The following is a 4,305-nucleotide window of genomic DNA, read 5'->3' as shown; positions in this document are numbered from 1 at the left end:
TAGGGGAAACTGGACGTTACGGTGCACCTGGTCGTCGTGAAATTGGTCACGGTGCTCTTGGGGAGCGTGCTCTTGCTCAAGTATTGCCAAGCTTGGAAGAATTCCCATATGCGATTCGTTTGGTAGCAGAAGTATTGGAATCAAATGGTTCTTCATCTCAAGCCTCTATCTGTGCAGGAACACTTGCCCTTATGGCGGGTGGTGTGCCAATCAAGGCACCAGTAGCTGGTATTGCAATGGGTCTCATTTCTGATGGAAATAACTATACCGTATTGACAGATATCCAAGGTTTGGAAGACCACTTTGGAGACATGGACTTTAAGGTTGCTGGTACTCGTGACGGGATTACAGCCCTTCAAATGGATATCAAGATCCAAGGGATTACTGCGGAAATCTTGACGGAGGCTCTTGCCCAAGCCAAGAAAGCTCGTTTTGAAATCCTTGATGTGATCGAAGCAACCATTCCAGAAGTTCGCCCAGAATTGGCTCCAACTGCTCCGAAAATTGATACCATCAAGATTGATGTGGACAAGATCAAGATTGTCATCGGTAAGGGTGGAGAAACCATCGACAAGATCATCGCTGAAACAGGCGTTAAGATTGACATCGACGAAGAAGGTAACGTATCTATCTACTCTAGCGACCAAGATGCCATCAACCGTGCTAAGGAAATCATTGCTGGTTTGGTTCGTGAAGCCAAAGTGGACGAAGTATACCATGCCAAAGTGGTTCGGATCGAGAAATTTGGTGCTTTTGTCAACCTCTTTGACAAGACGGATGCCCTCGTTCATATCTCTGAAATGGCTTGGACGCGCACCAACCGTGTCGAAGACTTGGTAGCCATCGGTGATGAAGTCGATGTGAAGATTATCAAGATTGACGAAAAAGGTCGTGTCGATGCTTCAATGAAAGTTCTTCTCCCTCGTCCGCCAAAAGCAGAAAACAGCGAGGAAAAAGGTGAAAAAACTCATCGCCATGGCGATCGTCCTCGTCACCACAACAAAGACCACAAACCTAAAAAAGACTTTACTATTACACAAAAAGATTCAGAATAATCATTAGAAAAGGAGGAGCACGGTATGGGATGGTGGCGTGAAACCATCGATATTGTAAAAGAAAATGACCCAGCAGCGCGTACCTCGCTGGAGGTCCTCTTGACCTATCCGGGCGTCAAAGCACTGGCAGCTCACCGTGTTTCCCACTTTTTGTGGAACCATGGCTTTAAGCTCTTGGCGCGGATGCATAGTCAGTTCTGGCGTTTTTGGACCCAGATTGAAATCCATCCAGGAGCGACCATTGCTTCCGGTGTCTTTATAGACCATGGAGCGGGCCTCGTTATCGGGGAGACAGCTATTGTTGAAAAAGGCGTTATGCTCTACCACGGGGTGACCCTTGGGGGAACAGGGAAGGATGTCGGTAAACGCCATCCGACGGTTCGTGAAGGAGCCTTGGTCTCCGCTCATGCTCAGGTCATCGGTCCGATTGAGATTGGGGCCAAAGCCAAAGTAGGAGCGGGAGCGGTCGTGGTCTCCGATGTACCGAGTGATGTGACCGTTGTCGGAGTCCCTGCTAAAATTGTTCGTGTTCACGGTAAGAAGGATGAGCCAATCATTCACCAAGAAGAAGAAAAACGCGAATACTATGTGAATAAGATGGAGCATGCTAAGGAAGCCAGTCATCGGTCTTCTAGCTTGTAAGGAGATCGCTACGTGATTCAAGCAACCAATACATTGACAGACCACCAACTACTGGAAGCAAAGGCCCTTATTGCCATCTGTCAGAAGTATGACGGAACATTTCGGGATCCTTATCTCTCCAATATGCTCAATTTTGATCCCGATATGCCGGCCTTTTTCCTTTATTATGAAAAAGGTGAACTTGTTGGCCTATTAACGGTTTATGCAGATGACCCAGATGTGGAAGTAGCGATCCTGGTCCACCCCAATCATCGTCGTCAAGGCATTGCGCGAGCTTTATATAGAAGTTTTGAGACAGAAACGGCATCTTATCCCATTGAGTCTGTAACTTTTCAGACAGAGCGTGTTTTTCTAGAGCGCCATCCTGATTTTGTCAACAACTGGGGACTGGTCGAGGATGAAGAGACAGAAACCTGGTTAGGTAAGGATAGAAGACCTTATCCGTTAGCAACTGTTTCCAATCTGGACGTTTTGTTAGCAGATCGTTCCTATCAGGATCAAATTAGTCAGTTGAAGTTTCAGGCATTTTCAGAGGAACATGAATCTAGAGAAGTTGTGGAAAGATATGTCGCTAAAGCTCTGAAAGATCCAGAAAGTCGCCTATATATTTTGCTTAAAAACGGTCAGGTTATTGGAACTTGTACAGTTGATTTATCGAGTAATACGAATTACCTCTATGGTTTAGCAATAGCCGAACTTGAACGTGGCAAAGGTTATGGGAGCTACCTGGCAAAATCTCTCGTCAACCAACTCATTGAACAAAATGACAAGGAGTTTCAGATTGCCGTGGAAGACAGCAATGTAGGTGCCAAACGTTTGTATGAAAAGATTGGCTTTGTCAAACAGACTCAGGTGGTTTATTTGAAGCCAAAAGAGTAGAAACAGAAAGGAAATGAAGCGTGTTAAAAATTTATGATACCATGTCTCGTGATTTGCGAGAATTTGTCCCCATCGAGGAAGGGAAGGTCCGCATGTATGTTTGTGGGCCAACGGTTTACAACTATATCCACGTGGGGAATGCCCGTTCAACGGTAGCCTTTGACACGATTCGTCGCTACTTTGAGTATCGTGGCTACGAAGTTGCCTATATTTCCAACTTTACCGATGTGGATGATAAGATCATCAACCGTGCCAAGGAAGAAGGCATTACTCCTCAGGAAGTGGCGGATAAGTACATCGCGGCCTTTCGTGAAGATGTGACGGCTCTTGGGGTCAAGCCTGCAACCCGTCATCCTCGTGTGGTTGAGTTTATGGATGACATCATTCGCTTTGTTACCGACTTGATCGAAAAAGGCTATGCCTACGAGAGCCAAGGCGATGTCTATTTCCGTGTGGAAAAATCTCACAACTATGCTAAGTTAGCCAATAAAACTTTGGAAGACCTAGAGCTAGGTGCTTCTGGTCGGACAGATGAGGAAACAGCTCGCAAGGAAAATCCAGTCGATTTCGCCCTCTGGAAAGCTGCCAAACCAGGTGAAGTTTCTTGGGAAAGCCCTTGGGGACCTGGTCGTCCGGGTTGGCACATTGAGTGTTCGGTCATGTCAACTGGGATTTTAGGCGATACCATTGATATTCACGGTGGTGGAGCTGACCTTGAGTTTCCGCACCATACCAATGAAATTGCCCAGTCAGAGGCTAAAACTGGTCAAACCTTTGCCAACTACTGGATGCACAATGGCTTTGTCAATATCGACAATGTCAAGATGTCCAAGTCCTTGGGCAACTTTATCACTGTGCATGATGCTTTGAAGACGATCGATGGCCAAGTGCTTCGTTTCTTCTTTGCGACCCAGCACTACCGCAAGCCCATTAACTTTACAGAAAAAGCTGTCCGCGATGCGGAGACTAACCTCAAGTATTTGAAAAATACTTATGAGCAACCTTTCGCCGGAGAAGTGGATCCAGCAGACTTACAAAACTTTGTGGACAAGTTTATTGCGGCCATGGATGAGGATATCAATGCCGCTAACGGAATCACCGTTGTCTTTGAATTGGCCAAATGGATCAATTCAGGTCACTACAATCAAAACGTTAAGGATGCCTTGGCAAGGATGTTAGAAGTCTTTGGAGTGGTCTTTGTTGAAGAAGTTTTGGATGCGGATATTGAAGCCTTGATCGCTGAACGTCAGGAAGCGCGGGCTAAGAAAGATTTTGCGCGAGCAGATGCCATTCGCGATGAATTGGCTGCGCAAGGAATCAAGCTCTTGGATACAAAAGAAGGTGTAAGGTGGACACGTGATTGATGTCAATCTAATCAATGGGATTGCCCTTGCCTTTGAAGGGGATGCGGTCTATTCCATGTATATTCGCAGGCACCTGATTTTTCAAGGGATGACCAAGCCCAATAAGCTTCACCAGACTGCAACCCGCTACGTCTCTGCTAGAGCTCAGGCTAGCTTGATTGAAAGCATGCTGGAGCAAGAAATTCTGACAGAAAAAGAGTTGGAGATCTACAAGCGCGGTCGCAATACCAATAGCCATACCAAGGCCAAAAATGCGGATGTCGTGACTTATCGTATGTCGACAGGCTTTGAAGCCGTTATGGGCTATCTTCATATGACGGGTGAGCTTGCTCGTTTAGAAGAATTGATCAACTGGTGCATCCAGC

5 protein-coding genes are annotated in these 4,305 nt (G+C 46.3%); all 5 read left to right on the top strand.

Translation table 11 applies throughout. The annotated features are described in order from the left end of the window. Positions 1-1,055, top strand: a 1,055-nt coding sequence (locus PAN06_RS13025) for a polyribonucleotide nucleotidyltransferase (RefSeq protein ID WP_269796541.1), incomplete at its 5' end; no start/stop codon positions are given. Between the two features lie 24 nt (positions 1,056-1,079). Beyond that, positions 1,080-1,697 carry a serine O-acetyltransferase gene (cysE, locus tag PAN06_RS13020; protein WP_061604741.1) on the top strand — a complete coding sequence of 206 codons (618 nt, stop codon included), beginning with the start codon at positions 1,080-1,082 and terminating at the stop codon, positions 1,695-1,697. A 12-nt stretch (positions 1,698-1,709) separates the two neighbouring features. After that, complete coding sequence (locus PAN06_RS13015) at positions 1,710-2,576, top strand: GNAT family N-acetyltransferase (protein WP_269796540.1); 867 nt, start codon at positions 1,710-1,712, stop codon at positions 2,574-2,576. A 20-nt stretch (positions 2,577-2,596) separates the two neighbouring features. Next, the gene (gene cysS / locus PAN06_RS13010) at positions 2,597-3,940 is read left to right on the top strand and encodes a cysteine--tRNA ligase (RefSeq protein WP_269796539.1); all 1,344 of its coding nucleotides are present in this window, start codon (positions 2,597-2,599) and stop codon (positions 3,938-3,940) included. After that, on the top strand, positions 3,933-4,305 hold a 373-nt coding region (locus tag PAN06_RS13005), incomplete at its 3' end, for a Mini-ribonuclease 3 (protein WP_269796538.1). The genes cysS and PAN06_RS13005, both read left to right, overlap by 8 nt.

It is taken from the genome of Streptococcus sp. SM3 (genome assembly GCF_027497875.1).
Note: the sequence above shows the minus strand (reverse complement) of the source record. Positions and strands in the feature narration are given on the sequence as shown.